Annotated in this window: 24 protein-coding genes, 3 tRNA genes and 1 pseudogene; 11 read left to right on the top strand and 17 right to left on the bottom strand. The window is 51.2% G+C overall.

The window, feature by feature from the left end; translation table 11 throughout:
* Window positions 1–78 precede the first annotated feature (78 nt).
* Together ubiG and gph are read left to right on the top strand one after the other, a co-directional pair.
* On the top strand, window positions 79–804 hold the full coding sequence (gene ubiG / locus Q9O24_01535) for a bifunctional 2-polyprenyl-6-hydroxyphenol methylase/3-demethylubiquinol 3-O-methyltransferase UbiG (protein MDQ7073852.1): 726 nt from the start codon (window positions 79–81) through the stop codon (window positions 802–804).
* Between the two features lie 2 nt (window positions 805–806).
* The gene (gene gph / locus Q9O24_01540; protein MDQ7073853.1) at window positions 807–1,460 is read left to right on the top strand and encodes a phosphoglycolate phosphatase; all 654 of its coding nucleotides are present in this window, start codon (window positions 807–809) and stop codon (window positions 1,458–1,460) included.
* Between the two features lie 13 nt (window positions 1,461–1,473).
* Here the strand turns inward: gph and Q9O24_01545 are convergent, their stop codons facing one another.
* Window positions 1,474–1,674: a hypothetical protein gene (locus Q9O24_01545; protein MDQ7073854.1), complete on the bottom strand. Its 201-nt coding sequence runs from the start codon at window positions 1,672–1,674 to the stop codon at window positions 1,474–1,476.
* Between the two features lie 133 nt (window positions 1,675–1,807).
* On the opposite strand from Q9O24_01545, the gene mnmA reads away from it, so the two are divergent.
* Window positions 1,808–2,884 (top strand): tRNA 2-thiouridine(34) synthase MnmA, encoded by a 1,077-nt coding sequence (gene mnmA, locus Q9O24_01550; protein MDQ7073855.1) that lies wholly within the window; start codon window positions 1,808–1,810, stop codon window positions 2,882–2,884.
* A gap of 20 nt (window positions 2,885–2,904) precedes the next feature.
* Here mnmA and Q9O24_01555 read toward each other — a convergent pair whose 3' ends face one another.
* The 3 genes from Q9O24_01555 to Q9O24_01565 form a co-directional block, all read right to left on the bottom strand.
* The gene (locus tag Q9O24_01555) at window positions 2,905–3,345 is read right to left on the bottom strand and encodes a YtoQ family protein (protein MDQ7073856.1); all 441 of its coding nucleotides are present in this window, start codon (window positions 3,343–3,345) and stop codon (window positions 2,905–2,907) included.
* Window positions 3,346–3,730: 385 nt separating this feature from the next.
* A complete protein-coding gene (locus Q9O24_01560; GenBank protein ID MDQ7073857.1) occupies window positions 3,731–5,350 on the bottom strand; it encodes an ABC transporter ATP-binding protein in 1,620 nt (539 codons plus the stop codon).
* A 44-nt stretch (window positions 5,351–5,394) separates the two neighbouring features.
* Window positions 5,395–5,631 carry a hypothetical protein gene (locus Q9O24_01565; protein MDQ7073858.1) on the bottom strand — a complete coding sequence of 79 codons (237 nt, stop codon included), beginning with the start codon at window positions 5,629–5,631 and terminating at the stop codon, window positions 5,395–5,397.
* Window positions 5,632–5,735: 104 nt separating this feature from the next.
* On the opposite strand from Q9O24_01565, the gene Q9O24_01570 reads away from it, so the two are divergent.
* The 3 genes from Q9O24_01570 (at window position 5,736) to gluQRS (ending at window position 10,221) form a co-directional block, all read left to right on the top strand.
* Window positions 5,736–8,813 (top strand): efflux RND transporter permease subunit, encoded by a 3,078-nt coding sequence (locus tag Q9O24_01570; protein ID MDQ7073859.1) that lies wholly within the window; start codon window positions 5,736–5,738, stop codon window positions 8,811–8,813.
* Window positions 8,814–8,946: 133 nt separating this feature from the next.
* On the top strand, window positions 8,947–9,378 hold the full coding sequence (gene dksA, locus Q9O24_01575; protein MDQ7073860.1) for an RNA polymerase-binding protein DksA: 432 nt from the start codon (window positions 8,947–8,949) through the stop codon (window positions 9,376–9,378).
* Window positions 9,379–9,399: 21 nt separating this feature from the next.
* Complete coding sequence (gene gluQRS / locus Q9O24_01580) at window positions 9,400–10,221, top strand: tRNA glutamyl-Q(34) synthetase GluQRS (GenBank protein MDQ7073861.1); 822 nt, start codon at window positions 9,400–9,402, stop codon at window positions 10,219–10,221.
* A gap of 50 nt (window positions 10,222–10,271) precedes the next feature.
* Here the strand turns inward: gluQRS and Q9O24_01585 are convergent, their stop codons facing one another.
* The 3 genes from Q9O24_01585 to Q9O24_01595 are packed head-to-tail and all read right to left on the bottom strand — an operon-like array spanning window position 10,272 to window position 11,343.
* Window positions 10,272–10,892, bottom strand: coding sequence for a hypothetical protein (locus Q9O24_01585; GenBank protein ID MDQ7073862.1), 621 nt, complete (start codon window positions 10,890–10,892; stop codon window positions 10,272–10,274).
* Window positions 10,889–11,170: a hypothetical protein gene (locus tag Q9O24_01590; protein MDQ7073863.1), complete on the bottom strand. Its 282-nt coding sequence runs from the start codon at window positions 11,168–11,170 to the stop codon at window positions 10,889–10,891. The genes Q9O24_01585 and Q9O24_01590 overlap by 4 nt, the downstream gene beginning before the upstream one ends.
* A gap of 20 nt (window positions 11,171–11,190) precedes the next feature.
* Complete coding sequence (locus tag Q9O24_01595) at window positions 11,191–11,343, bottom strand: hypothetical protein (GenBank protein ID MDQ7073864.1); 153 nt, start codon at window positions 11,341–11,343, stop codon at window positions 11,191–11,193.
* Window positions 11,344–11,609: 266 nt separating this feature from the next.
* Between Q9O24_01595 and Q9O24_01600 the strand changes: the two genes are divergently transcribed.
* On the top strand, window positions 11,610–12,464 hold the full coding sequence (locus Q9O24_01600; GenBank protein ID MDQ7073865.1) for an arsenite methyltransferase: 855 nt from the start codon (window positions 11,610–11,612) through the stop codon (window positions 12,462–12,464).
* 98 nt (window positions 12,465–12,562) lie between these two features.
* Here the strand turns inward: Q9O24_01600 and Q9O24_01605 are convergent, their stop codons facing one another.
* Together Q9O24_01605 and Q9O24_01610 are read right to left on the bottom strand one after the other, a co-directional pair.
* Window positions 12,563–13,216 (bottom strand): DUF4276 family protein, encoded by a 654-nt coding sequence (locus Q9O24_01605; GenBank protein ID MDQ7073866.1) that lies wholly within the window; start codon window positions 13,214–13,216, stop codon window positions 12,563–12,565.
* Window positions 13,217–13,221: 5 nt separating this feature from the next.
* Window positions 13,222–14,502 (bottom strand): AAA family ATPase, encoded by a 1,281-nt coding sequence (locus Q9O24_01610; protein MDQ7073867.1) that lies wholly within the window; start codon window positions 14,500–14,502, stop codon window positions 13,222–13,224.
* A gap of 164 nt (window positions 14,503–14,666) precedes the next feature.
* Here Q9O24_01610 and bluB point away from each other — a divergent pair, with 164 nt between their 5' ends.
* The gene (bluB, locus tag Q9O24_01615; protein MDQ7073868.1) at window positions 14,667–15,326 is read left to right on the top strand and encodes a 5,6-dimethylbenzimidazole synthase; all 660 of its coding nucleotides are present in this window, start codon (window positions 14,667–14,669) and stop codon (window positions 15,324–15,326) included.
* Between the two features lie 57 nt (window positions 15,327–15,383).
* Here the strand turns inward: bluB and Q9O24_01620 are convergent, their stop codons facing one another.
* Complete coding sequence (locus Q9O24_01620; GenBank protein ID MDQ7073869.1) at window positions 15,384–16,715, bottom strand: cellulose binding domain-containing protein; 1,332 nt, start codon at window positions 16,713–16,715, stop codon at window positions 15,384–15,386.
* Window positions 16,716–17,140: 425 nt separating this feature from the next.
* Between Q9O24_01620 and cobD the strand changes: the two are divergent.
* Both cobD and Q9O24_01630 read left to right on the top strand, forming a co-directional pair.
* Window positions 17,141–18,124 (top strand): annotated as a pseudogene (gene cobD, locus Q9O24_01625) (threonine-phosphate decarboxylase CobD).
* Window positions 18,125–18,217: 93 nt separating this feature from the next.
* Entirely contained in the window at window positions 18,218–19,657 is a 1,440-nt protein-coding gene (locus tag Q9O24_01630) for a cobyric acid synthase (protein ID MDQ7073870.1), read from the top strand.
* 24 nt (window positions 19,658–19,681) lie between these two features.
* On the opposite strand, the gene Q9O24_01635 is transcribed toward Q9O24_01630, so the two are convergent.
* From Q9O24_01635 to dusA, 4 genes are all read right to left on the bottom strand, one after another.
* Window positions 19,682–20,620 (bottom strand): hypothetical protein, encoded by a 939-nt coding sequence (locus Q9O24_01635; GenBank protein MDQ7073871.1) that lies wholly within the window; start codon window positions 20,618–20,620, stop codon window positions 19,682–19,684.
* 135 nt (window positions 20,621–20,755) lie between these two features.
* The gene (locus Q9O24_01640) at window positions 20,756–21,562 is read right to left on the bottom strand and encodes an IS5 family transposase (protein ID MDQ7073872.1); all 807 of its coding nucleotides are present in this window, start codon (window positions 21,560–21,562) and stop codon (window positions 20,756–20,758) included.
* A gap of 249 nt (window positions 21,563–21,811) precedes the next feature.
* On the bottom strand, window positions 21,812–22,189 hold the full coding sequence (locus tag Q9O24_01645) for a helix-turn-helix transcriptional regulator (GenBank protein ID MDQ7073873.1): 378 nt from the start codon (window positions 22,187–22,189) through the stop codon (window positions 21,812–21,814).
* A 327-nt stretch (window positions 22,190–22,516) separates the two neighbouring features.
* A complete protein-coding gene (gene dusA, locus Q9O24_01650; protein ID MDQ7073874.1) occupies window positions 22,517–23,491 on the bottom strand; it encodes a tRNA dihydrouridine(20/20a) synthase DusA in 975 nt (324 codons plus the stop codon).
* A 136-nt stretch (window positions 23,492–23,627) separates the two neighbouring features.
* On the opposite strand from dusA, the gene Q9O24_01655 reads away from it, so the two are divergent.
* Window positions 23,628–23,703, top strand: a tRNA-Glu gene (locus Q9O24_01655).
* A 283-nt stretch (window positions 23,704–23,986) separates the two neighbouring features.
* On the opposite strand, the gene Q9O24_01660 is transcribed toward Q9O24_01655, so the two are convergent.
* The 3 genes from Q9O24_01660 to csrA all read right to left on the bottom strand — a co-directional run bounded on the left by Q9O24_01660 (window position 23,987) and on the right by csrA (window position 24,529).
* Window positions 23,987–24,063, bottom strand: a tRNA-Arg gene (locus Q9O24_01660).
* A gap of 77 nt (window positions 24,064–24,140) precedes the next feature.
* Window positions 24,141–24,233 (bottom strand) — tRNA-Ser (locus Q9O24_01665).
* Window positions 24,234–24,313: 80 nt separating this feature from the next.
* Window positions 24,314–24,529: a carbon storage regulator CsrA gene (csrA, locus tag Q9O24_01670; protein ID MDQ7073875.1), complete on the bottom strand. Its 216-nt coding sequence runs from the start codon at window positions 24,527–24,529 to the stop codon at window positions 24,314–24,316.
* Window positions 24,530–24,537 lie beyond the last annotated feature (8 nt).

Genomic DNA, 24,537 nt, shown 5'->3' on the forward strand with positions numbered 1-24,537 from the left:
TCAAACCCGCCAAAGCCGTGCAGCACCGCTCACTCTGTGGCAAGCTAGCCTCCTTTTAAATTTGACGCTGGAAGAATAATGACCGCAGCCAAAACAGGAGAGACCACAGCCAATGTGGATGCCCATGAAATCGCCAAATTTGAAGCCTTGGCCAGCCGTTGGTGGGATCCTGAAAGCGAATTCAAACCCCTGCACGACATCAACCCACTGCGCCTCGACTACATCGACCGGCATCTGAATTTGGAAGGAAAAAGCGTATTGGATGTGGGCTGTGGCGGCGGCATTCTGGCCGAAAGCATGGCCGCGCGTAGCGCGAACGTAACCGGCATCGACATGGGCGACGCACCTCTGATGGTGGCCAAATTGCACGCCGCCGAAGCGGGCATCGAACTGAACTACCGCAAAATCACCGTCGAAGCACTGGCCGAAGAAGCACCTGAATCCTTTGATGCCGTCAGTTGTATGGAGATGTTGGAGCACGTTCCCGACCCCGAATCCATCGTCACCGCCTGCGCCAAGCTGGTCAAACCAGGCGGAAAACTCTTTTTTTCCACTCTGAACCGCAACCCAAAATCCTATCTGTTTGCCATCATCGGCGCTGAATACGTGCTCAACATGCTGCCCAAAGGCACCCACGAATACGCCAAATTCATCCGCCCCGCCGAGCTGGCCAGCGCCTGTCGCGCAGCCGATCTGGAGGTCAAAGAGAGCACCGGCATGAGCTACAACCCCTTTACAAAACAGTACCGCCTTGGCCAAGATTTGAGCGTCAACTACCTGCTCTATTGCCAAAAAGAAGCTTAATCATGGCCAACATCACCACCTTACTGTTTGATCTCGATGGCACCCTGATCGACACCGCACCGGACATGGCCTACGCCCTCAACCGCGTGCTGCAAGAGCAGGGCAACCCCACTCTGCCTTACGCAACCATTCGCCCCATGGTCTCTCACGGCGGAGCCGCACTGACTCGGTTGGGCTTTGGCGAACAGCGACTTAAAGCGGAATTTGAGGCCTTACGGCTGCGTTTTTTACAGATTTACCTACAGAACATTGCCCGTGAATCGGCGCTGTTTGAGGGCTTTGAAGAGCTGCTTAACAAGGCAGAACAACAGGGGCTAAAATGGGGCGTAGTAACCAATAAACCGAGCTGGCTCAGCGAACCCTTGATGCAGCAGCTCAACCTCGCTCAGCGCAGCAGTTGCTTGGTCAGTGGCGACACCACCGCCGAACGCAAACCGCACCCAGAACCGCTGCTGTACGCCTGTCGAGAAATTGGGGTAAACCCCAGCGAATGCCTTTATGTAGGCGATGCGCAGCGCGATATTGAAGCGGGCAATCGAGCCGGAATGCTGACTCTAGCAGCGCTGTTTGGGTATTTAGCAGAAGATGATCAGCCCAACGACTGGAACGCCGATGGGCTGATAAACCACCCCAAAGAACTTTGGCAGTGGCTTTAAACGGCCTTACACGCTACTGAGTGGCTTTGTGCAGCGCGTCACGTCCGCTTTCAATCAATTCATCGGCGCTTGATTTCAGCTGATCCAACGTAGTGACCGGCTTAGGGTCTTCCACAAAGGGGTTAGAAAACATAGGGCGTTCTTTACCCGTGTTAAGACCGGCCCAACCACCGACGATCAAGCCTACCAACAGACCCAATATTAGATTTTTCATACTCTACCTGCTTTTAATGTGTTTTGACTCAAAAATGTGGGAGGGATTCTAGCATAAGAGGCAAACAAGCGGCGCTTGTCTCTCCCCTCAATCTGCCCTAGCATTGCGCCCTCAAACGGGTGAGGCATAAACAATGAAACAGACGGTCTTTGTGGGACTCTCCGGCGGGGTCGATTCCGCCGTGGCAACGCTGCTGCTCCAGCAACAGGGCTACTGTGTCGAAGCCCTGTTTATGAAAAACTGGGAAGAGGACGACAGCAGCGAGTACTGCTCCGCCGCCGAAGATCTGGCCGACGCGCAACAGGTGGCCGATCGGTTGGGCGTTAAACTGCACACAGTGAATTTCTCGGGCGAATATTGGGATCACGTCTTTGAGCATTTTCTCGCTGAGTACCGCGCCGGACGCACCCCCAACCCCGACATCATCTGCAACAAAGAGATCAAGTTCAAAGCCTTTTTGGATTACGCCGTGAAGCTCGGTGCAGACAAAATCGCCACCGGCCACTACGCCCGCATCCGCGAGCAAAACGGCCAATTTCAACTGCTGCGCGGCTTGGACAACAACAAAGATCAGAGCTACTTTCTGCACGCCATCGGCCAGCCCCAACTGAGCAAAAGCCTGTTTCCCATCGGCGAGCTGCAAAAATCCAAGGTGCGCGAAATCGCCGCCCAAGCGGGTTTTGCCAACCACGCGAAAAAAGACAGCACCGGCATCTGTTTTATCGGTGAACGCAAATTTAAAGATTTTTTAGAGACTTATCTGCCCGCCAATCCCGGCGAGATTCAGACCCCCAATGGCGAGGTGATCGGCCAGCATCACGGCCTGATGTACTACACCCTCGGTCAGCGCCAAGGGCTCGGCATCGGCGGCAAAAAAGAGAAGAGTGAAGAGCCGTGGTATGTGTTGGGCAAAGATTTGGATAAGAATGTGCTGATCGCCGGACAAGGCCACAATCACCCGCTGCTGTTCCAAAGCCGCCTGCACTGCCAAAACCTCAGCTGGACGCTGGGCGAAACACCGCAATTGCCAATCAAGCTGAGCGCCAAAACCCGTTACCGTCAACAGGACATCAACTGCACCCTGCTCACAGGTGATTCAACAGCGCAGCTTGAGGTTCAATTTGCAGCGCCGGTACGCGCCATCACCCCCGGTCAATCGGTGGTGTTTTACGCCGACGAACTCTGTCTCGGTGGCGGAGTGATTGAATAGCCCCACAGGGGCTGACTGAGCTACTCGCCCACCACGTATTTCAATATCTCCACCACCTGTTCCGGCGTGGTTGCCCAACCCAGAGCGGCGGCATCCACCTCTTTCAGCGGGTGAACGATCTCTTCGTTATGCAGGGTGATGTAGGGGGTATTTGAGGCAGCACAATAACCGGCATCAAAAGCGGCATTCCACTGTTTGAATTTATCCCCAAAACGAATCACGGCGACATCGCAACGTTCAATCACTGTTTTGGTTCTGATTGCATTGATTTTGGCCGATTTATGATCTCGCCAGAAGCCCTGCTCTTCGTTGCCCAAAGCATCACCGGCCGCATCGCTGGCTTCATGGTCGGTCACTGCCGATAAAAAAGAGACCGCAAGCTTTTGCTCAGCACAAGCGCTGATGATTTTCTCTCTCCAGTCGGTGTGGATTTCGCCGGAAAGGTAGACGCATAATTTCATTGTTTATTGCCTTATTGATTGTGTGTGGATGTAAGAGAAACAAGCCTGATTCCAGTGCATTTTTCCTTGCCGCCATCAGGCGACGTTGCTCCTTGAACTAAGCTAAAATAGAAACCATATTGGTTCTTTCGATGGAGATTAGATTGACCGTGCCGGCCCTAATCGTTGATCAATCAACCTGAACAGTGACATGCCTTCCTGTTCTTTCAAGCATGTCAACCACAGCATCAATTGTAAATTTTTCAGTTTTTCCACGCATCAGATATTCTTGGACGTGTAACGTGCAACAACTGGGATGCTTCTTTCTGCTTAAATTTCTTGTCTTTAATCCCAGTGTTTGTCAACAAATTTGTCCGATTTTCCTCACGCCGCTTTAGTTTTCCCCTCAATCCACAGCTTCCGCCAACAACGACGCACTCAACAGCGTTTTGGTATAAGCGTGTTGCGGGTTATTAAACAGCCCTTCGGTCTCACCCGACTCCACCACCTTGCCCTCTTTCATCACCAAAACCCGATGCGACATCGCCCGAATCACCGCCAAATCATGGCTGATAAACAGATAACTCATGCCGTGATCTTGCTGCAAACGGTGCAGCAGCTCCAACACCTGTTTCTGCACCGACACATCCAAGGCACTGGTGGGTTCATCCAACATCACCAACTTGGGTTCCAGCACCACCACCCGCGCAATCGCAATGCGCTGGCGTTGACCACCGGAAAACTCATGGGGATAACGCCACAGCAGAGTCTCATCCAACCCCACCTCTTCCAACACCTGCACAATGCGTTTGCGGCGCTGAATGTGATCCAAATCAGGGAAATGAATCTCCAACCCTTCACCAATAATCTGCTCCACGGTCATGCGCGGCGACAGTGACGAGTATGGATCTTGAAAAACAATTTGCATGTGATGGCGCATCGGGCGCAGCTGCCGTCTGCTGAGCGCATTCAATTTTTGATAGTTAAACAACACCTCACCTTCACCCGCTTGCAACTGCAACAGATTCAACCCCAAAGTGGATTTACCAGAACCGGACTCACCGACAATGCCCAAGGTCTCACCCGCCGCCAACTGCACATCAACCCCATCCACCGCTTTCACCCAACCGCTGGTTTTACGCAAAAACCCCGCTGATTTAATCGGAAAATGGCAACGAATATTTGTGGCGCGAAGTAAGGGTGCAGTGTGTGTTTTCTCCACCAATGGGCGCACCAATCGTTCTGGCCGACTGCTCAACAGCGCCTTGGTGTAGTTGTGTTGCGGATCGGTAAATAACGTCTCTGTCTGCGCTGTTTCTACCACCTGACCTTGTTTCATCACACAAATAGAATCGGAAAACTGGCGCACCAAATTCAAATCATGAGAGATCAGCAACACCGCCATATTCAACTCCAGTTGCAGATCCTCCAACAGCTCCAAAATCTGCGCCTGCACCGTCACATCCAGCGCCGTGGTCGGTTCATCGGCAATCAGCAATTTAGGCCGACAAGCCAAAGCCATTGCGATCATCACCCGCTGCCGCTGACCACCGGACAACATGTGCGGAAAGGCATCAAAACGCTTGGCCGGTTCAGGAATACCGGTCAAATCCAACAGCTCCAACATACGCGCTTTCGCTTGTGGCTTAGACAAACCCTGATGCACCAGCAGCGGCTCCATCAACTGCTCGCCGATGGGAAAAACCGGATTGAGCGACGTCATCGGCTCTTGGAAGATCATCGCAATCTCACCGCCCCGCACCGAACGCAGTTGATTTTGACTCAGCGCCAGCAGATTCTCGTCCTGAAACCAAACTTCACCGCCATACTCCACCTGCTGTAGATCGTGCAGCCCCAAAATCGACATCGCCGTCACCGACTTACCCGAACCGGACTCACCCACAATTGCCCGTTTTTCACCTTGCTTAATGGAGAAACTGACCCCATCCACCACCCGCTGACGTGCGCCTTCGGGGCCAAACGCCACGGACAGATTATTGATGCGCAGCAGCTCCGGCGACGGCATAAGGTGTTCTGACAGACCGACAACATGAACGAGATTAGTCACAATTAACCTTGACCACTCGAAGGCAGTTTTGCTGAGGTGCCGGTATAAAAACCAATCGCCGTCGCCGCCACCGCCGTGAAGGAATAATAAATCCCCAAAAAGGGCTCAATGTCTTTACCCATCACCACCAGAACCAACGCCGCCACCGTCACCAACAAATAGGTAAACACGGTGGTAAACAGCATCAACTTCCTCGCCCGAGTCACTTCACCTTCCGCCCACTCAATCAATTTTTTCATCAACGCATCCTCATGAAAATCGCAAAAACAGCCTAAAAACCTGAAAAATTACAATATACTGCTTTGCCATAAAAGTACAAACGAACTTCTGGAAAAACCGCTCCATGCCCCAACTCACCGATAAAAACCGCCGCAGCGGACTGGCTGGCTGGTCCATCAAACACCCCATCGGCGTATTAATGCTGACCCTAGCCACAATGGTCTTAGGGCTGTTTTCCCTGTTTCAACTGCACGTCAACCTGCTTCCCGAACTGGTCTACCCCGACATTCGAGTCCGCGTGCTCTCCCCCGGCGTGGCCGCCAACGTCATGGAACAGCGCATCACCAATCAACTGGAAGAACAGCTCGCCATCACCGAAGGCGTTATCGCCATCACCTCCCGCAGCAGCGAAGGCCGCAGCGCCGTGGATCTCTCTTTTGCTTATGGCACCGACATTGACCGCGCCCTGCGTGATGCCAGCACCCGCTTGGATCGTGCCAAACGTTTTCTGCCCAACAACACCGAAGCGCCAGTGATCTACAAACGAGATCCCTCCCAAATTGCCGTTTTAGAGTACGTGCTCAGCTCTGACGAACGCAGTCGCGTTGAGTTGAGTGAATGGCTGGAAAACGACTTCTCCAACTGGTTTTTAAACCTAGCGGGGGTGGCCGCCACCGAAGTCGGCGGCGCGCTGCAACGAGAGATCTTAATTCAACCGGACAGCCTCCAACTGGCGGAGCTGGGTCTGGATCTGCTCAGCCTGCAAAAACAACTGCAAGCGGATTTAGTCGAACCCCAAGGGGGCTTTTTACAGCTCAGCGAACGTCTGATCGGCACCCATCTGCACGCCCCGTTGAAGAGTTTGGCCGAAATCCGTCAACTGCCCATTCGACTCAAAGACGGCACACTGCTGCCTCTGGCAACCTTGGCGACCGTGATTGAAAGTCAAAATGATGAACGTCTGCGCATTCGACTCAACGGCATCAATGGCATCAAGCTCTCAATCCAAAAACAGCCGCAAGCCAACAGCGTGGCGGTGGCCGATGCAGTGGAAATGCGCCTTGCCGAGCTGCGCCAACAAAACCTGCTGCCAAGCGACATCAAAATCGTCAAAGTCGCCGACCAAGCGAGGTTTGTGCGTCTGGCGTTGAACAACGCCAGCATGACCGCCTTGAGTGGCGCACTGCTGGCCATGTTGGTGGTTTATCTGTTTCTCGGTGATCTGCGCCGCACCCTGATCATCGGCAGCGCCATTCCCATTGCCATTCTGATCACCTTCATCCTCATGAGTCTGGCCGATTTGAGCCTCAACATCATGACCCTCGGCGGTCTGGCCTTGGGCATCGGACTATTGGTGGACAACACCATCGTCATGCTGGAAAACATCAGCCGCCACCAGCAAGAACAGAAAGAAGAGGCCGCCCTCAGCGCCAGCCACGAAATCAGCGGCGCTCTGCTGGCCGCCACCAGCACCAACTTAGCCGCAGTGCTGCCCTTTCTGTTTGTTGGCGGACTGGTGGGGCTGCTGTTTCGAGAGCTGATCTTCACCATCTCCGCCGCCATTCTCGCCTCCCTGTTGGTGGCGCTGACGCTGGTTCCCGCACTGGCCGCACCGCTCAAACAGCGTCAAGCCAACCCCTTAGCCCGCCTCATCGCTTGGCTGCTAACGCGAATGCAAAACGGCCACCAGTGGGCGTTACACAGACTGTTGAATCTGCGCTGGCTGGTTATTCCCCTCTTTGTCATCGCCTTGGCCTACAGCCTGCCGCCGCTGCTAAACGCCAAACAGAGCTTTCTGCCCAAAATGGACAATGGGCAGATCTCCGTCAGCCTCAGCGCCGACCCTGGCACCAACCTCGAAGCGATGGATCGGCTCAGCCAAGGCGTTGAAAAATTTCTCTTACAGCAGCCCGAAGTAAAGAACGGTTTTGCCACCATCGGTGGTTTTGTCTTTGGTCGTTCTCAATACCAATCTCCCAACCGCACCAGCATCCAACTGCAATTGAAAAAAGGCATCAACAGCCAGCAATGGATTAAACAGATCAAGACACAGCTAAAAGCGAAAAAACGCGATTTTATCGGCCTGAAAATTCGCCTGCGCAGCCGTGGTATTCGCGGCATCCGCCTCAGTCGGGGCAACAACGACCTGAACCTCTATCTGCAAGGCAACGATCTGGAAACCCTTTCTCAACTGGGCGATAAAGCCATCGCCTTATTAAAACCGATCAAGGGCTTGAAAAACCTGCAACACAGCGCCGAAGAACGTCATCAAGAACTGACTCTGATCATCAACCGACAACGGGCAGCAGAACTGGGGCTGAGCCTCGAAACCATCGGCCAAACCTTACAGATGGCGTTGCAAGGTCGTGCCATCGGCACACTCTACCAACAGGGTCAAGCAATCAGCATCCGTCTGCGCCTGCCCGCCAGCAAGCTCAATGACTTCGATAAACTGCAACAGATTCGTCTGCTCAGCCCCAGCCACGGCTCCGTCACTCTGGATCAACTGGTTACACTCACCCTCTCACCCACCCCCGCCGCCATCGAACACCGTCAACAACGCCGCGTACTGGAAATCAGCGCCTCTCTAAATGGCGACCTGAGTCTGGAGCAGGCTCTATTGCAAGCCAAACAGAGCTTGCAACAACTGCCCCTACCCAAGGGCTACAGCCTCTACGACGGCGGCAGCCTGAAAACCCTGCAAGAGAGTCAAACCATGGGGCAGCTGATGATCGGCTTGGCGTTGTTTCTGGTCTTGGTGGTGATGGCGGTGCAGTACGAATCGCTGCGCAACCCAGTGGTGATTCTGCTCAGTGTGCCTTTTGCTCTGATTGGGGTCAGTTTAATGATGCAACAGCTCAACCTGCCCCTATCCATGCCCGTTTGGTTGGGGCTGATCATGCTCATCGGCATTGTGGTCAACAACGCCATCGTGCTGCTGGAGCAGATCGAATTGGAACGCCAAAAAGGCCTTCTCTGCCAAGCAGCCATTCTACTCGCCGCCCGCCTGCGTCTGCGCCCCATTCTAATGACCACCCTCACCACCGTCATCGGCATGTTGCCTCTGGCACTGGCGTGGGGTGAAGGCAGTGAAATGCTGCGACCACTGGCGCTGACGCTGGTTTCGGGCTTGAGCTTCTCACTGCTGGTCAGTTTATTGCTCGTTCCTCTGCTCTACCGTGTTTTTGCAAAAACAGAGTAAGGATTTTATCTCCCCGTATTTGTTACACTACACAGGCAAAAACAGGCATAAGGTCGGTTATAACTTGAAAAAAAAACCAATTTATGTTATCTACTCGGGCTTGCTAATCGTAACAGCATATTAGGGAACCTAAATGGCAACCAGAAACGCAACAAGCAACACCTCAGCACCTCAACCCTACGATCTTAAAGAGGGTGAGGAGTACATGAACGAATCACAAAGAGAACACTTCCGCGACATTTTGCTTAAGTGGAAAAAAGAGCTAATGGAAGAGGTAGACCGCACCGTCGATCACATGCAAGACGACGCGACCAACTTCCCCGACCCCATTGATCGTGCCGCCCAAGAGGAGGAGTTCAGCCTCGAACTGCGTACCCGCGACCGCGAACGCAAACTGCTGAAAAAAATCTCCAAAACCTTGGACAACATCAAGAAAGACGAATACGGCTACTGCGAAGCCTGTGGTATTGAGATCGGCATTCGTCGCTTGGAAGCGCGCCCCACCGCCACTCAATGCATCGACTGCAAAACCTTAGCAGAGATCCGCGAGCGGCAATCGGCTTAGGCCACCACACTGCTTGCAGAGGTGAAACAGAGCGTTGCAGGTCGATTCGCACCCTCACCCACAGGAGCGTTGCATTTTGGCTCCTTGGTGGCGGCGCTGGGCAGTTACCTCAGCGTCCACGCTAAAAACGGTCATTGGTTTGTCCGCATTGAAGACCTTGATCCACCCCGTGAACAAGCCGGTGCAAGCCAGCAGATTCTCACTCTATTAGAAGCCTACGGTTTTGAGTGGCACGGCGAGGTTCTTTACCAAAGTCAACGTCACACCCTCTACCAAGCCGCTTTAGAACAACTCAAACAACACAACCTCATTTACGCCTGTCGATGCAGTCGCAAACAGCTTCAGCAACGCCCCTGTCCCTGCCAAACACAACAGCACCCCGAAACAGACAGCGCCTTAAAACTGATCGTTCCCGATCAAACCCTCCACTTTCAAGATCAACTCTGCGCTCATCAGCAGCAAAATTTAGCTCAAGAGGTCGGTGATGTTGTCCTCAAACGGCGCGACGGTCTGTTTGCTTATCAATTGGCGGTGGTAGTAGACGACGACGCTCAAGGCATCACAGAGGTGGTGCGTGGCGCAGACCTGCTCGACAACACCCTACGGCAGATTTATCTGCAACAGCAGCTTGGCTACCCCACGCCTCGTTACAGCCATCTGCCGCTGGTGAAAAACGAGCGCGGTGAAAAACTGAGCAAACAGAACCTCGCCCCACCACTGAATAAAGAGAATGCCTTGATTGAGTTGCAACGGGCTTGGCGCTTTCTTTATCAACAGGAAATTGATACCCCACTGGATACGGTTACTGATTTTTGGTTGTGGGCGTTAAGTGAACGGGCATAAAAAAGGCCTGCGCTAAAGCAGACCTCTTCGAATCACAAAATGATTAAAGATCAATCATCATGATCATCACGATGATCGTAATCATCGTCATTATCGCCGCTCAAACCTTCGGGGTACGCCTCAGCAGAAGCGCTATTATCACACTCATCTCTGGCCGTGACCCGCAACACCATAGAAGGCGCTTCAATTTCAAGCTTGCCTTCTTCGATTTCTACTTCGGTTTTCTCATTTTCGTATTCAAACTCGATCATCTGGCCGTTGCTGACCGAAATGGAGCCGTCATACCCAGCAATCACCAATTCAGCACTCAGTGCCAAAGAGGTGCCGCCACCCGAACCCGAGAACTGAATAATAAAACGCCCTTCATCAGAGTCATGACCATCATCGCCCTCACTGTAAGTCAACAAAGAAGCCGTAACAGAGGGAGCCGAGGCACCACAGGTTCCATTCAAACGGTTCACCACGTTACGCTCCGTCGGAGCAAGAGAAGCTACTTGAGCTGGGGTTAAACTCGCCGCCTGAATCGGCGTCAAACTGGCCAATTGAACCGGAGTCAACAACGCCAATTGGGCCGGTGTCAAAGCAGCCAGCTCCACCGCCGTCACCACCGCCGTCACCACCACCGCAGTCGGCGCTGTAATCACCGGCACCGTGGTATCTTGAACCGTCACCTTAACGCTGGTTGATGCCGTTTTACCGCGACCGTCTCCACCGTCAGGGTCAAAACATGCAAGCCTAGCGGCAAACTGACGCTGGCCGAAGCCGTCTTTGCAACAACGTTCCCCAGCGCATCTGTCCAGCTGTAACTCAAAGGGTCGCCATTAGGATCATTAGAAGCCGATCCATCCAAGGTCACCACCGTATTCAAACTCGTTGCTTCGATCAGCTGGTCAAGACCGGCATTGGCAAGCGGCGCTTGGTTGATCGGCACACCGGGTGGGATGTCCAAAGGATCACAACTGGGGTTGTTTAACCGGATAATATGGGAGCCATGCTGGGAGAAGCCGGAGTCTGCACTGCACTCACCAAAGCCGCCTGTGCCGATAACGGCACCATCAAGCTAGTGGTAATGGCAGCGGCCAACAATTGGCGTTTAAACTGTAACATTCGTGTTTTAATCAATTCCTATTGCTCCATTTGATTTATCAGTTCAGGTTCACGATAGAAAAGAGTGCCGTTCCAAGGACTCGTCCTTGAAGTACAGCGGAATGTACAATCTCAATACCGACCTTAAATCCTAACAAACAGGGCAACATGAGTCTGTTTCATACTTTGTTAAGAATAAAAACACGGCGGGGAAATCAGAAAATATTTACCATTGGCTTTAAAATAGACCTTATCACCCCCATATCAATCTCAATTAGCCACCCCAAATAGGAAAAATGCCCATGAGCACCTGTTGTGAATCCAGCAGCACCGACTGCACCCCCACCGACGAAGCACAAAAACAACTGGAAGCCGACAAAATCCGCCAACAGGTACGCGCCAGCTACGCCGAAGTGGCGCGCAAAGACGATGCCGATGAGGCTTGTGGTGAAGAAGCCAGTTGTTGCGGTGTCTCCGAAGGCCCTATTGGCCTCTTCTCCACCCGCTTTGGGTACTCCGAAGCCGATGTAGATGCCGCTCCCGAAGGCTCAGACATGGGTTTGGGTTGCGGCAACCCACGCGCCATCGCCTCGCTGCAAGCGGGTGAAACGGTGCTAGATCTTGGCTCAGGTGGTGGTTTTGATGCCTTTTTGGCCGCCCGTGAAGTGGGTGAAACAGGGCAGGTGATCGGCGTGGACATGACCCCCGACATGCTCAGCAAAGCGCGCAACAACGCCGTCAAAGGCGGCTATCCCAACACCGATTTTCGCCTCGGTGAGATCGAACATCTGCCCGTCGCCGATCAGAGCGTCGATGTAATCATCTCCAACTGCGTCATCAACCTCTCACCGAACAAACCACAGGTATTCCGTGAAGCCTTTCGGGTCTTAAAGTCCGGCGGACGTTTGGCCATCTCCGATGTGGTGGCCAGCATCGAGCTGCCCGATGAGATCAAAAATGACCCCATTCTCTACTCCGGCTGCATGGCCGGTGCGTCACAGGTCAATCTGCTGGAAGAGATGATCAAAGCGGCGGGATTTGAGCAGGTTCGCATCGCGCCCAAAGACAACTCCAAAGAGTTCATCAAGGATTGGGCACCCGGTCGAGGCGTAGAAGAGTACGTGCTTTCGGCTACCATTGAAGCGATAAAGCCTTAGTCTCAAAGATGGGCGTAGGTTGGGTTGCAGGCCAAAGGCCGAAACCCAACAGACCCCAAACCCAACGCAAAGCCATCTACCCACCACTCCCAACCCCCTCAAACCGACCCCGCCAACTCCCGCACCTTATCCCGAAAATAACAGAAACTCTCAGAACAGTTATTATCCACATTCATGTGCGGTGTGATCTTCTCCGCCCAAGCGAATTTTTCCGTCCCTGTAGCACGTTGCTTCACCAACGCTTTAGCACCACCAGAAAACACCGCATCAGCCAAACGCTCCCAAGTGCCACAGATGGCATCGTTTTTATAGCCCTTCAAAACCGCCTCTTTCGCATTTGGATAGGCTTGCTTGATCGCAGCAATATCACCCAAAAACCACGCTTCACCTTCTTCAATCGCAAGACAAAAACGAGTCTCCGGCTTAGGATTACACGCATTTAAAACCGTCAGTAACTCTTTGTGGAACGCCTTTAAACATTTATCATCCAGATCACAAACCACAATCACCGCAGCAGGACAATCGTTTGGGTAATCCGAAAAGGTTTTGCCATATCCGCGCAACAACTGCGGTAGCTGATTTAACAAACTGCGTTTTTTTGGATCAAATTTGCCACTGGATTTTTTCGGAATTCGGCCAATACCGTTGTAGGTATGAATTTTAAACGTGTGCTGATGATCAATCATTTTTGGCAACAAAATTTCAAGGGCTTTGCCACCCGACTGATCTTCCACCAAGACCTCAAAATGCATATCAACTAATCCTTTTCCAAATAATCGCTGTACCAAAGACCGCCCAGAGGCAAACCTTCACTCACCATGTTCACCACCAGCGGATCGCTGCTGGCGCGGCGAATATGGGAAAAACCATCACTGCCCTTCTCCAGAATCCACACCTCCTCAGGGACAAGAGCATCCACCAAATAGGGTTGATGGGTAGTGATAAAGATCTGCGAGCCACCTGCATCACTGGCGTGTTGACGACACTCCTGCACCAAGGACTCAAGCAACTTATGGTAGAGGCCATTTTCTGGCTCTTCGATGCACAGAAAAGGCGGGGGCGTGGGGTCTTCTAGCAGCAGCAGGTAAGAAAATACCTTTAACGTACCGTCGGACATCTGCTGAGCGTAAAAGGGGTCAACAAAACCACGGTTATTAAAGCGCAGTAGAAGACGGCCATCGCTGGTTTTTTCTGTGTCAATTTTTTCGATGCCAGGAATTTTTTTGGCGATGCGATCCAAGATGGATTGAAACTGTTGTGGGTGTTCTCGCTCCATAAACTGCACCACATTGCCTAGGTTGTCGCCGTGGCTGTTGAGGTGTTTTTGCGCTCCCGCAAGGGGCAAGCTGCGAGCGGCATTGGGGCTGAAGTAGCTCAAATACCAGCCTTCGATAAAGTGGCGAAAGGCACTGATTCGGGGGTGCTGTTTTAATGAACCAAAGGTGGCAACACCCAGCTTGCGTTTGTCATCCAGCTCAACTTTTTCCCAACCATCACTAGTTTTGTTTTTAGAAAACAATAACTTCACAAATTGACTCAAATCAAAACCTTCTTGGGACTCATCAGGAGAATCATTATCCCCACCTATCCAAACTCCCCCTCTACCATTCGTTAATACTAAAAAATACTTATACCAATGCCCCTGTTGATTTTTAGAGACCTCTCCAAGAGTCTCTTTCTTCACAACGGGGCGCTGTGATGAATCAAGGTCAATATTAAGCTTATAGGTAATGGGCTGGGTTTCCTCACTCTCTCGGTAAGTCACTTCAAACTCAATGGCTCCCGTTTCGCCTTGGCTTCGCAAGGCATTAAAGCCACCTCGACCTCGGGCATCACAAGCCTCTTCTGCGCCCAGCTTTAGACAATCGGCCAGAAACCCAAACGCATCAAAAAGTGAGCTTTTACCGGAACCATTTTTACCGATAACAGCAGTGAGTGGGGTGAGAGATTCGTCCTTATCATGTTTCCAAAGTCGGCCTAACCTCACCTCTTTGAGTGAACGGTAATTTTTAACGCGAAACCCTTCTATTTTTGCCATTTTGTTCTCCCAACACTTTGATCAAAAGGTGCAATGCCCTACGGTTATTTCACCCTACGTCAACCGTCAGCAAAAATACAAGCCCAACATTGCCGCAAAGCCACCTACCCACCACTCTCAATCCCCCTTACAATAGCCTCCCCCCTTCATTTTCAGGTCAGCGCGTGAACAAAACACACCGTTACTCCCAAGCCGAACGCGATGCCATCTACCGTGTCATTGCAGAACGCCGCGACATGCGCCACTTTTGTGATGAAGCCATCGCCCCCGAACTGCTGCGCCGCCTGCTGGAAGCGGCACATCAAGCCCCCAGCGTCGGTTTAATGCAACCGTGGCGACTGCTGCGCATCAGCGATCTTTCACTACGCAAGCAAATTCACGCGCTGGTAAAAGAGGAGTGCCAACGCACCGCCGAGGCACTGGGAGAACAAAAAAACGACTTTCTAAAGCTGAAAGTGGAGGGCATTATGCAGTGCGCGGAACTGTTGGTGGCCGCCCTGCCCGATGGGCGAGAAAAAGAGATCTTTGGCCGCCGTACCTTGCCTGAAATGGATCTGGCCTCCGTGGCCTGTGCGATTCAAAACCTCTGGTTGGCAGCCCGTGCAGAGGGCATCGGGCTGGGCTGGGTGTCGCTGTTTGACCCCCTCGCCTTGGCAAAATTGCTGCACATGCCCGCCGGTGCCAAGCCGGTGGCGATTCTCTGTTTGGGCTACAGCGATCACGTCTACTCAGCCCCACTGCTGCAACTGGAAGGCTGGCGTGAACCGCGCCCACTAAGCGACCTGTTAAGCGAAAACCACTGGCCTAAACACACCAGCCAATAAAAAACCCAGCAAAAGCTGGGTTTTTTATTGCAATGGCTTAAAGCCAACATTCAAACATCAACGTTTGGCACAGAAACCCACCTTCGTTGAAGATAAGGGATTGAGACGTTCATTCCATGTCAACCCCGTGATCTCCACTTGGCCGCCCGTTTGCACCATATTGGAACTCCAATAGGTGCTGATGACACCCTCAATCGGCAGAGAAACCGTCCAAATCGCTAAAATATCATTCGGGTTTTTTACCGTGATTTTTTCACAGTAACCGCTACCCCAATCTGCAAACACATCCCGAGTAATAATCAGCTCGCTGTTCGAGACCTGACGCACCGGTTTTTTAATGCAGTAACCAAAGCTTGTTGATGCCCCAGCTGTCAAGCCAAAACCTTGCGCTTGCAGTACACCTTCTTCCAGCATCTGCACATTCGCACTCCAAGCATTACTCAAAGTACCGTTCACCAGCAGATCAATAGTCCAATCTCGGCTGCGGCTGTCTGGATTTTGTACCGTTACCTTTTCACAATAACCGCTGCTCCAACTGGACGTTGTAACCCGAGACACCTCCAACGCATTCAGAGGCACATCGACCACTGCACTGGAGTTAATCCGGCTGACTTTAATGTAATCAAGGTCATAACGATAATGCTGATTCAAGCTACTATCGGAAGTGGCCATCAACGCAGGACCATAGGCCTGTGACCAATTACTGTCTGCCGCCCAAAAATTACTGCGAATGGACATGGCCAAATCAGGCACGGGACTGTCAGTCTGTTTGACCAAAGTGCCGTTCAAATACCACTCGACTCGATCAGAGAACCAACGAATCGTATAGGTTTGCCACGCGGTGTAATCGTAACTTGCCAAGCTCAGTTGTGTACCGGCATGGAACACCCCGTCGTTATAAGAACCGTTAGGATCACCCCAGTTATTCCAACTGGTGGCCAAAAAGCTGTCACTGGGCTGAGCACTCAAGACCTCAACATCAATCTCATCCGCCCAACCTTGGCTGTCTTGCGCGTATAAAAACAGAGAAGAAACCAACCCTGGGGTCACTACTGAAGAGCGTACTCGCGCTTCAAACTCCAGACCGGTATCAACCGGAAAACTCGCCACACTGTAAATTTCAGCACCATACAAACTCGCCCCAGGCTCATTGGGGTTGTAGGTATCCAACGACATCGAAAGGTAATCCGTTGTTCCTTCTTGAGCAAAGGTCAAGGCATTGCCAAATTGAGTTCGTCCCAAATGCCACGTCGCCTCATCCCAGAGCTGTGAATTGAGAGCCGTACCGCTAAAATCATCAAACAACAAGACTTCCGCAGAAGCCGTCGCCTGCAATCCCACCCATAAAACAGCTGCTGTAAACAGCTTACGCTTAGCACCTAACCACATAAAAAATACGTAACTACTCAGCCATATAACTTATTGATTTTTAATGAAAAAATATACCTTTATTGGGTGTTTTTGACCAACAAACGGCATTTTCACCATTTTGAAAAAAATCATATTGTTTATTATCAATGAGTTACGTTATCCAAGTGGGCTGAGTAGTTACAAAAATACCTTAAATAACCCCTAAATAACAACCAAATCCATGCCATCGTTTAGATTTAATCATCCCTTTACAACACCGTCTTTTTTATCAGTCCAAATAAAAAGCAAAACCTGACCCTAAAAAACAGCACGCTGATCCTACTCCATAAGCAGAGCCGACTCAAGATTCAAACGCATTCAAGAACGCATAAGTGGCCAACCCCAGCGCCTCGCTTTACAATGCCCCTCCCACTTTTTTGCAGGTCAGAACGTGAATCACACCCATGCTTAACCACGGCGGCAAGCTGCGCGATGCGGCGCAACACTACGGCATCGAATACGACCGCTGGATCGACCTTTCCACGGGCATCAACCCCCACGGCTACCCCATCGCTCCCCTTGAGGCGCACCACTGGCAGCGCCTGCCCGAACTCCGAGACGGCTTAGAGGCCGCCGCCAGCCACTACTACGGCACGGACAATCTGCTCGCCACCGCCGGTTCACAGGCGATCATTCAAGCCCTACCCGAACTGCTGTTTCGGGGACAAAATCGCGCTGAGATCTGCATCGGATTGCTGGAGCCCAGTTATCAAGAGCACGGCCACTGCTGGCAACAGGCCGGTTACAGAGTCAAACGCCTCTCCAGCAAGCAGATCATAAACGCCAGCGAGGAGAGCATGGCGCAACTGGACGCGCTGATTTTGGTCAACCCCAACAACCCCACGGGTCAGCGTTTCAGCTCAACGTGCTTGCGCGCATGGCAGCAGCACTTGCAACACAAAGGCGGCCATCTGATCGTTGATGAAGCCTTTATTGATGTCACCCCCGAGGCCAGCTTGCTCCAACCGCAAGCGCCAGAGGGGCTGATGGTGCTGCGTTCACTGGGTAAATTTTTTGGCTTAGCCGGTGCGCGCATCGGCTTTCTCTTTGCTCAACCTGAGCTGCTGCACCAGATGCGAGAACACCTCGGCCCTTGGAGCATCAGCGGCCCAAGCCGCGTGGTGGCCAGTGCTGCGCTTTCCGATTTTGCTTGGCAAGAGCAGATGCGCCAACAACTGGAAAGCGAGGGCGAGCGACTGAAACAACTGCTGGAACAGCACGGTTTTACCAATAACGGCACCGCGCTGTTTCGTTATTTCACCCATCCCGATGCCAAATCTCTGCATCAGAAATTAGCAAAGCAGGCCATTTTCAGCCGTCTGTTTGAACACCCTCCTGCGTTGCGCTTGGGGCTGCCTGCGGATGAGAGTCAATGGCAACGGCTGCAACACGCATTGGCGCAGATCACCCCCGACCGTTGGGCACGTCGTACCCAACCTACACCAACGTCCAACCGCAACCGCCCTCTGGCCGCAACCCTAATGGTGCAAGGCACCACCTCTGACGCGGGCAAAAGCATTCTGGTCACGGCGCTCTGTCGTCTGCTGCGCCGCTGGGGAAAATTGGTGGTGCCGTTTAAACCGCAAAACATGGCGCTCAACAGTTGCGTCTGCGTCGATGGCGGTGAAATTGGACGCGCTCAGGCGGTGCAGGCGCTGGCCTGTGATCTGGAGCCGCACACGCTGATGAACCCTGTGCTGCTGAAACCCAACTCCGACTGCGGCGCACAGGTGATCGTACACGGCCACGCCGTTGGCAACATGCAGGCGCGTGACTACCAAAACTACAAAAAAACCGCCCGCAAAGCGGTCTTGGCCTCCCACCGGCAGCTTGAACAAAGCTATGAGGTGATCGTGGTGGAGGGCGCGGGGTCACCGGCTGAGATCAATCTGCGCCGCAGCGACATCGCCAATATGGGCTTTGCTGAGGCGGTTGATTGTCCGGTGATTTTGGTGGCCGACATCGACCGTGGCGGCGTTTTTGCTCACTTGGTCGGTACCTTGGAACTGCTCTCGCCCAGCGAACGCCAGCGGGTGAAGGGCTTTGTCATCAACCGGTTTCGTGGCGATCTGGCGTTGCTGCAACCGGGTCTGGATTGGCTGGAACAGAAAACCGGCAAGCCGGTGCTGGGGGTGCTGCCCTATCTGAACGATTTTTATCTGGATGCCGAAGATGGCGTTGATCAACGCCAAAGTACTCTGGCCGCAGAACCACTTAAGGTAGTGGTTCTGCGCTTGCCACGCATCAGCAACCACACCGATTTTGATCCGCTGCGCCAGCACCCGCAGGTCAACCTGACCTTTGTGCCTTTGGAACAACCGCTGCCTGCCTGTGATCTGCTGATTTTACCTGGCAGCAAATCGGTGCGTGACGACCTCGCTGCCCTCATCGCCAACCACTGGCCGAAGCAGATTGAACGCCATCTGCGCTACGGCGGCACGCTGCTGGGGATCTGCGGCGGTTTTCAGATGTTGGGTCAGCAAATTCATGACCCCGAAGGCGTTGAGGGCAAGCCCGGCAGCAGCACGGGTTTGGGTTGGCTGGAGTTTGAGACCACCTTGCAAACCACCAAACAACTGCGCCAAGTGCAAGGCCAACTCAGTTTGGAACAGGCCACGGTTGAAGGCTATGAAATTCACGCCGGTCATTCGGAAGGTGCGGCACTGCAACGCCCGTTTTCTGATCTCCAGAGCCATTTAGACGGCGCTTGTTCAGAAGATGGGCGTATTTTAGGCACTTATCTGCACGGCCTGTTTGACTCTGCCCCAGCGCGAGATGCCGTGCTGCGCTGGGCGGGGGTGGCGGAGTTACAACAACAGCCCGATCATAAACAGAACCGCATGAGACAGATTGAACGGCTGGCTGATGCGGTGGAGGAAAATTTGGATTTGGGCTTGTTGCGGGGGATGTTGGAGGGTTAATTCACGACAAATAAAGCTGCATTTCTACTGTGCATGAGGCATGCTCGACGGTATATCTGGAAACCCTTCGAGCAAAATCATATCATGCCGGTGATTTCGATAAGAGAGAAAAACATATTCATTCCAGTAGTTTTTACCTAACCCGTATTTCATCAGCTCCTTGTAAGCGCCTTCAATGTCTTTAACCCTTTTTTTACCTAGGTTTCGTTCAAAATACTGAAGCCAATCAGCTTCAACTTCAGGAACAAATGAACGACCAACCCCGAGTTTTCCTAAAATATAGGGCGTTGTGAAAACCACAGAATAGTTGAACACGTTAAACAGTGGTGGAAGGATTCTAGCAAACCAAATCTCGCCTTCTAAGCCCATATAACCGCTGGCACAAATCGCCTTTATTTTTTTATTTGTCAGCAATTCTCTGAATTGAATATACCCTTCTGATACGCCTTCGTGTTTATATATCCCCATATAAGAGTTTTGCAACGCCTCAAACACTTCAATCTGTCCAGAATCAACGTTGATATGTTTGCAAAAATCCGTCACCACGGTACAGAAAGTTTCCTTTTTTGCTCCAGAAGAACAGAGGTCAAATGCTCCCCAACAGGTAAAATATGACGTTGTTAATGGACTCATGGGAGGGCCAGATGGCATGTACTCCTCTGAGGAAGCAGCATATTTATCCGTCAACTTATCCAGCATTGGTAGTTCAGATATATTCTCAATCAAAACAGACAGATGGTTTTGACTGTGTACATAAAGCGCATGAAGTGGGTCTAGCTCACTCAGCCGAGCTTCTGAAACAATACTCTTTAGGTATTCCTCCGACCTTAATCGCCCTTCTTTCCAATCGCCTAAATCAACAATTTTTCTTTGCAGTTGTTGCTGAGCTGAAGCAATCACTTTTCTGGCCAAAGGCCCTCTGCCTTTGTTTTCTTTTTTATTTGATTTGTTTTTAATTTTCATAGAGACCTTTGCGCGATAAGCCTAACCTTGAGACTTAACGCTGAAACCAACCTTTTAATCCTAAGCCGCTTCACTTTTGCTTAAATCCAGTGAAATCATCTAAAAACAGGGACGTTTTGTACCCTTTTCTGTTTTTTAGACGCAACTCGACTGCCTCACTGACAAACCTCGTTTGATGTTGTGCGCCACGCACATCAATTCAAAGCGAGTCCGATTGCGGCTCAACCCCAGATAGCGGGCTTTTGCCATTCCGTAGTGCAATTTTAAAACACCAAAAACCCCACTTAACAAGTCGGTAAAACAGTTCGAATCGTGCAGACTGCCTGAACTGTAATCCACGGCTTTGATAAAGCCTTCTTCATCTACATTGATATGGGCTTTGTAACCGTAGGTGCTTTTTCGCTTGCCATCCGATCCTGCTTTGACGTTCCAATCCGCCTCGGGGTCTTGTGTTGTACCGCCCTCTTTACGCTTATTTGGACGACATCGATTCGCTTCAATAACACTGGCATCCACAATGCTCACCTCACCAGATTTAATGTAAAGCCCCTGTTCAGCCAGTTGATGGTTGATCTCTGAAAGCAGCACCTCCAGCAGTGAAAGCCGTTCCAACGTTTGTCTGAAGCGCCAGAAGGTGCTGTGATCGGGAACCGATTCCGAAATATCTAAGGCAACGAAACGACGAAACAGCAGGTCTCTGGCAAGTTGTTTTTCTAGACCAGGGTCACTTAACCCATACCCGCTTTGCAGCAACAGGGCTTTAAACATGATTAAGGGCGGCCACGCTTTTTCACCTTTACGGCGAGCATGAATCTCAGAGAGATGCGCTTCTATTCGCGACCAGTCAATCAGATCGTGAACCGCATCCAGCTCTTTCAGGGCATCATGCTCTATCAGCAATGCGTCCGCTAAACTGCGTTGTTTTAAGTTCTTCCAGGCCATATTCAGTATCTATTTTGAGAGAGAAGATATTATCTCATGTTTTAGGAAATAAATGCACTGTATCGTGCAAAGGTCTCAATAAAGGTATATTTTTTCATTAAAAATCAATAAGTTATATGGCTGAGTAGTTACCCGCCTCTAACAACACCTCACCCTCTGCGCTACGGCAGCAAGCTGTTGAGGATTTGCGGTGGTTCAGATATTGGGGCAGCAAAGTCACGCCCCCGATGGCGTTGATTATTATGTGTTTTATAAAATAAAACGCTCAACACTGACATTAAAAAAAACACTTAATTTTTTTGCAACCTCTTTACTGATGCTACGTCGGCCAAGCTCAATATCAGAAACATTTTGCCTTGTAAATTTGCCCAGTTGTTTGCCCAATTGTTCTTGGGTTAACTTACGGTTTTCTCTATATATTTTTATAATTTCACCTGACGTTAATGAATCGGTTGTTTCCTTGAACCAATCTGAAGAAAAGAGATCTACCGTTTCTTCATCCTCATCTACAATTTTTACATCATCACCAAAATTGTCTTGTAAGTACTGAATCAGTTTTTTAGGGATTTCACCTTTAACTTCAAAAAGTGAATTCTCAGTATGGGGCTTTTTCACGACTGCCAACATAATACACCTCAATGCTAATTGTATCGTTGTCATGATTCCAACAGGCAACCCATGAAGTACCCAAATGGCAATGATATTCTATAGGGCTTAACTTGCTGTAGCTTTGCCAGCTGGGTTGTTCTGGCCATTTATCCCTTAAATCCAGAGCCAAAACAGCCATCTTTTTTTGCACCCATAATGGAAGTTTTCTTATATTTCTAATCACTTTCTTTTTAACGGATACTGCATACATAGTTCCAATGTACTATTTTTTTAGGTACAAATCAAACTAATGACGTTTACGACCTAACTTAAGGTGCAATGCCCTACGGTTATTGCACCCTACGGCTAAGAGACTCGTTTGGCCGCTTCCAACAACACATCACAATCCGCGCCCTTTTTATGTGCATGATCGCTCAGATAGCGTCGCCACGCACGCGCGCCAGGCAACCCTTGAAACAGCCCCATAATATGACGGCTGATAAAGCCCAGAGAGAGCCCCTCACTCAACTGCTGCTCCACAAAGGGTAGGAACTGCTCCAACACCTGCTGACGGCTTAAAACGGCTCTGAGGTCGCCGTAAAAACATTCGTCTACCTGCGCCAAAATATAAGGGTTGTGGTAGACCTCACGCCCCAACATCACCCCATCGACCCACTGACGCTGTTTCTGGCTCTCTGTGAGGGTTTTAAGCCCCCCGTTGATGATGATCTCCAACTCGGGGCGCTCTTGTTTCAGCTCATGCACCACCTCGTAACGCAGTGGCGGAACGGTGCGGTTCTCTTTTGGGCTGAGCCCTTGCAGCCACGCCTTACGCGCATGGACGATAAAGGTCTCACAACCGGCCTCAGCGACGCGATCAATAAAACGATGCAACTGCGCCTTGCTCTCGTCTCGATCAATGCCAATGCGAGTTTTCACCGTCACCGGAATCGAGACCACAGCGCGCATCGCCGCCACACACTCCGCCACCACCTCTGGTGTGGCCATCAAACAAGCGCCAATCGCACCCGACTGCACCCGACTGCTGGGGCAACCCACATTCAGATTTACTTCGCAGTAGCCTACGCTCTGAGCCATCTGCGCGCACTCGGCCAACGCTTGGGGATCACTGCCGCCCAGTTGCAGCGCCAGAGGCTGCTCAAAAGCATCGAAGCGTAGAAAACGCACCGCATCGCCGTGCAGCAAAGCAGAGGTGGTGACCATCTCGGTGTAGAGCAGCGCTCGCTTGGAGATCAAACGCAGAAAGTAGCGCTCAAAACGGTCGGTGTACTCCATCATCGGAGCGACGCAAAAAGCGCGATTGGGGGAAAAGTTCTTCATGGCGCGGATTGTAAAGGATGCTTCTGACAATCAAAATGCAATTATTTTTAAATTTTACTAGACAGTTCAAAAATATCTGGTAATATGCGCCCCACCTCGACGTTACAACGTTACTTTGCAACGTTTTCTGGGATGCGTCCCCATCGTCTAGAGGCCTAGGACACCGCCCTTTCACGGCGGTAACAGGGGTTCGAATCCCCTTGGGGACGCCATTTTTTACTTCTCTTGATCCATTCAGATCAGGTTACAAAATCAAAACACATTCAACCGCTTTCTTAGCGTATTTTTCTACACTAAAAAAAACCGACTAGCAAAACCAATCGTCTTTATTTCTACTTCCACACCCCCTCTTATTTTCACTTGCGTCACGCAAAAACCAATCAGCGAAAAAATAAGCAACTGTGCCTAAAAAAATATTTGAATTTGAATGAAATTTGAAAAAGCAGCAGGCATAAAAAAAGGCTCAGTATCATAATAATACTGAGCCTTTCGGTATGGCGCGCCCGGAAGGATTCGAACCTCCGACCGCCTGGTTCGTAGCCAGGTACTCTATCCAGCTGAGCTACGGGCGCGTTGTGAGCGGTGCATTATCCTGATTTAAACAATCGTGTCAAGCACCATTAAGACACATCTTAAATCAGTAAAAATATGGCGGAGAAAGAGGGATTCGAACCCTCGATGGAGCTATAAACCCCATACTCCCTTAGCAGGGGAGCGCCTTCAGCCGCTCGGCCATCTCTCCGTTTTTTAGCAGAACTCGTTACTCGTGAGTCCCAAAAATCAGGCGTAAGGATACCTGCCATTTAGGCAGGCGTAAAGCCTTTATAACGCTGTTTTTGCATTATTTTCAATTGCAGCCTTAGCGGAGTTTTCTTGCTCGCGTTTAATACGCTCATAAATCTCCTCTCGATGCACTGCCACCTCTTTGGGCGCATTTACACCGATTCTGACTTGATTTCCTTTAACCCCCAATACGGTCACGGTAACTTCGTCACCAATCATCAGGGTCTCTCCCACTCGACGTGTCAGAATTAACATTTTTCTCT

The organism is Gammaproteobacteria bacterium (assembly GCA_030949385.1).
Lineage (GTDB): Bacteria > Pseudomonadota > Gammaproteobacteria > JAUZRS01 > JAUZRS01 > JAUZRS01.

What these genes read in the sequence shown, in the direction of transcription:
- ubiG (MDQ7073852.1), top strand. Translation starts at nt 79, where the DNA reads ATGACCGCAGCCAAAACAGGAGAGACCACAGCCAATGTGGATGCCCAT.
- gph (MDQ7073853.1), top strand. Translation starts at nt 807, where the DNA reads ATGGCCAACATCACCACCTTACTGTTTGATCTCGATGGCACCCTGATC.
- Q9O24_01545 (MDQ7073854.1), bottom strand. Translation starts at nt 1,674, where the DNA reads ATGAAAAATCTAATATTGGGTCTGTTGGTAGGCTTGATCGTCGGTGGT.
- mnmA (MDQ7073855.1), top strand. Translation starts at nt 1,808, where the DNA reads ATGAAACAGACGGTCTTTGTGGGACTCTCCGGCGGGGTCGATTCCGCC.
- Q9O24_01555 (MDQ7073856.1), bottom strand. Translation starts at nt 3,345, where the DNA reads ATGAAATTATGCGTCTACCTTTCCGGCGAAATCCACACCGACTGGAGA.
- Q9O24_01560 (MDQ7073857.1), bottom strand. Translation starts at nt 5,350, where the DNA reads ATGCCGTCGCCGGAGCTGCTGCGCATCAATAATCTGTCCGTGGCGTTT.
- Q9O24_01565 (MDQ7073858.1), bottom strand. Translation starts at nt 5,631, where the DNA reads ATGAAAAAATTGATTGAGTGGGCGGAAGGTGAAGTGACTCGGGCGAGG.
- Q9O24_01570 (MDQ7073859.1), top strand. Translation starts at nt 5,736, where the DNA reads ATGCCCCAACTCACCGATAAAAACCGCCGCAGCGGACTGGCTGGCTGG.
- dksA (MDQ7073860.1), top strand. Translation starts at nt 8,947, where the DNA reads ATGGCAACCAGAAACGCAACAAGCAACACCTCAGCACCTCAACCCTAC.
- Q9O24_01600 (MDQ7073865.1), top strand. Translation starts at nt 11,610, where the DNA reads ATGAGCACCTGTTGTGAATCCAGCAGCACCGACTGCACCCCCACCGAC.
- Q9O24_01605 (MDQ7073866.1), bottom strand. Translation starts at nt 13,216, where the DNA reads ATGCATTTTGAGGTCTTGGTGGAAGATCAGTCGGGTGGCAAAGCCCTT.
- Q9O24_01610 (MDQ7073867.1), bottom strand. Translation starts at nt 14,502, where the DNA reads ATGGCAAAAATAGAAGGGTTTCGCGTTAAAAATTACCGTTCACTCAAA.
- Q9O24_01620 (MDQ7073869.1), bottom strand. Translation starts at nt 16,715, where the DNA reads ATGTGGTTAGGTGCTAAGCGTAAGCTGTTTACAGCAGCTGTTTTATGG.
- Q9O24_01630 (MDQ7073870.1), top strand. Translation starts at nt 18,218, where the DNA reads ATGGTGCAAGGCACCACCTCTGACGCGGGCAAAAGCATTCTGGTCACG.
- Q9O24_01635 (MDQ7073871.1), bottom strand. Translation starts at nt 20,620, where the DNA reads ATGAAAATTAAAAACAAATCAAATAAAAAAGAAAACAAAGGCAGAGGG.
- Q9O24_01640 (MDQ7073872.1), bottom strand. Translation starts at nt 21,562, where the DNA reads ATGGCCTGGAAGAACTTAAAACAACGCAGTTTAGCGGACGCATTGCTG.
- Q9O24_01645 (MDQ7073873.1), bottom strand. Translation starts at nt 22,189, where the DNA reads ATGTTGGCAGTCGTGAAAAAGCCCCATACTGAGAATTCACTTTTTGAA.
- dusA (MDQ7073874.1), bottom strand. Translation starts at nt 23,491, where the DNA reads ATGAAGAACTTTTCCCCCAATCGCGCTTTTTGCGTCGCTCCGATGATG.
- csrA (MDQ7073875.1), bottom strand. Translation starts at nt 24,529, where the DNA reads ATGTTAATTCTGACACGTCGAGTGGGAGAGACCCTGATGATTGGTGAC.